Origin of the sequence: Geminicoccus harenae (genome assembly GCF_019800005.1) — a bacterium.
GTDB lineage: Bacteria > Pseudomonadota > Alphaproteobacteria > Geminicoccales > Geminicoccaceae > Geminicoccus > Geminicoccus harenae.
In genome coordinates, this window is record NZ_JABGCL010000103.1 from 1 (window position 1) to 2,521 (window position 2,521).

A 2,521-nucleotide genomic window follows, 5' to 3' on the forward strand; every position below is an offset into this window, starting at 1 on the left:
CATCGGTTGTAGCGGTTGTAGATGGTCGTGGCGGGGCCGTAGTCTGGCGGCACATCCCGCCAACGGCAGCCGGTCTTGAGCACGTGCAGGATCCCGCTGATCACCCGCCGATCGTCGACCCTGGGCCGTCCTGGCCGGCCATGGGGCAGATGCGGCTCGATCCGCGCCCAGGCCGCGTCCGACAGCCAGTACAGATGTGCCATCCGCCATACCCTCCTCAGCCTGCGTCCCTGATCAGTCGACCAAAAGCCATGAACCTGCAGAAGGTTGTTTGAGTTCCCTACCTAGGCGCTTGGAGCCAACAACAACCCTTTAGGCGCTCCTGTGGCTGGCGGAGCCACGCGGCAGCGTATTTCGTGATGCGTAGGTCGGGTGTCACTCAGGTGGCACCAGCATCTTCAAGAGGTTAGCGGAAGCCTCAGTCCAGCGGCTCCGGCTGTGTCACCACCATGGCGCGACGAGAGCGCAACTGGTGGCAGTCATATCAGGAAGTATCGACGTTCTCAGCGCCTCGGGTCGTCGAGCACTTGCTGCGTCCGGTCGCGCCAGCGACCGATTTCCAAGCGCAGCATCACTTGTCCCATATCATGCATGTACCTCAGATGGCATTGCGGGGATCGTCGTCATTGGCTTTATCGCCTGTTTGGTCACGCTGAGCTGCCAATCGTGTACAGTGGTGGCAGGCCACGGCGCTGACGGAACTGGGGCCAACAAAGCTGGTGGGCCAGAAATGGGAAAACTGTCCGACTCAGTTGATCGCCTCTCCCGCGTCGTCATTGGTCGGTAGGGGCCTCTCAGAGCAACCCGGGAACCAACTAGGCAAGGTGGCGGCGGGGCAGAGACGCGCAAATCTACTCGGCGGCCGCATCAGCATTGGCGCCCAGGAGGCCGGCCCGCTCCACCGCGACGAGGGCGTCCAGCGCGGGCTTCGCCTGCTTGGCGGAAGGCTTCTTCTGCCAGCCGCCGGCGGCGTAGCCGGCGACGCTGCGGCAGATCCCGGCAACCTTCCAGTGAATGACGCCCGACCGCTGGCCGCGCTCGGCCACTTCGAGCCAAGTGGCGGCGTTTACCTCCATGCATCGGGCGATCCGCTCGTAGTCCGCAGCGGAGACCGATGCGCCCGCCCCCACCGAAAGTCCCTCGCCGCCAGCTGTTGCGGACCTGAAGGCGAGTTCTGGCGGTAGGGGATCGGTGAGGTCGGGCAGACGGTTCCGGATATCGGCCCAGCAAGCTTCCTTCTTGTACCATTCGCTGGGATTGAGCTGACCTGCCGACGCGCGCATCACGGCGTCGAGCTGGTGCGCCCAGTCGCGCACAAGCGCTTCCAGTTCGGGCGAGATGGCCTGCTTGACCCAGATCCGCGCGAAGTCGATCCGGCCGCCGCACCGGTGGCTGAGGCCCGCGATCAGGTAGGCGACGATCTGGGCGCCATAAGCCGGGAATATCATGGACCGCACGATCTTCTCGACGCTCCGGTAGAGGATGCCGACGGCCACGAGGCGCTTGAACCATTCCGTGTCGGGCGGCGGAGGCGGCTCGTCCTTCAGTCGCTGCATGAAGAACTGGAAATTCTTCTGTCCACCGAGGCAGACGCGATAGGGCAGGCCCGACCACGCGGAGAGGTAGCGGGCCACGTCGAGCTTGCTGAGACGCCGCTGCTTCGGTGTCGCCTGCCGGAACGCCTGCTGGTCGGTCTTGCGATAGGCGGCTTTGGCTTCGGCCGCCTGGAAGGCCCCCCGCGCGCGCTCGTAGAACCACCGTCCCTTCCCGTCCTCCAGCCATGTATTGTTGGCCAGCGTCTCCAGCTCCTGGTGAAACGGGTCGTTTGCCGAGAAGTCGGCCAGCTGGACGGTGTTCTGCCGATTGGCGGCGCGCGAGATGGACGCGACCATCTCGGCTAGGTCGGCACCGCCCACCTTGATGATCTTCACCGGCACCGCGACATGATCGAGGGAGAGGCTCTCCTTTCGACGCGCCCTGTGAAGTGACGCGGTCGTCTGGCCACCATTCACGATCTGCAGCCCCTTCAGGCTCCGGATCGCCGGCAGCCCGCCGGTGCCGGTTTCGAGGTCGAGTTCGTCCACCGTCGAGCGCGGCGCGCTGCTTCCACTCCCGCATCTCTAGTGAGGCACCAGGGCCGAGAAATGCGGCCGATACCATCTGGTTGAGCGCGTTCAAGGTCGCGGCACCGGATGCGAGTCCGGCGACGGCCGGCTGGTCCTTCCAGTACGCAATCTGGGCAGTTAGCCCTGATGGTGCGGGGACCTTCTTGGTCTTCGTCATCACTCCTCGTATCCGTCAGGTTACTGAGGTTTGCTAATACACTGTCATATTCACCGCCTGCCCGCAGGCATGGCGCTGGCGGCTCAGAACACTATGACAGTTCATAAAATCACCACTACAAGCACCCGCTCGGCAAAACCAATGCGCCGTTACCACCAACGAATATCTAGGTGTTTGATCCCGCAATGTGGTGGTACAATGGATCACCATGCGGCAAGGGATGCGCTATGGGCCAGGT

2 protein-coding genes are annotated in these 2,521 nt (G+C 63.7%); both read right to left on the reverse strand.

Annotated features, from left to right (window positions below):
- Positions 1 to 203: transposase (locus HLA95_RS26895; protein WP_222185011.1), on the reverse strand; the 203-nt coding region annotated here is incomplete at its 3' end.
- 648 nt (positions 204 to 851) lie between these two features.
- A complete protein-coding gene (locus tag HLA95_RS26900) occupies positions 852 to 2,084 on the reverse strand; it encodes an AIPR family protein (RefSeq protein ID WP_191061829.1) in 1,233 nt (410 codons plus the stop codon).
- Between the last annotated feature and the right edge of the window lie 437 nt (positions 2,085 to 2,521).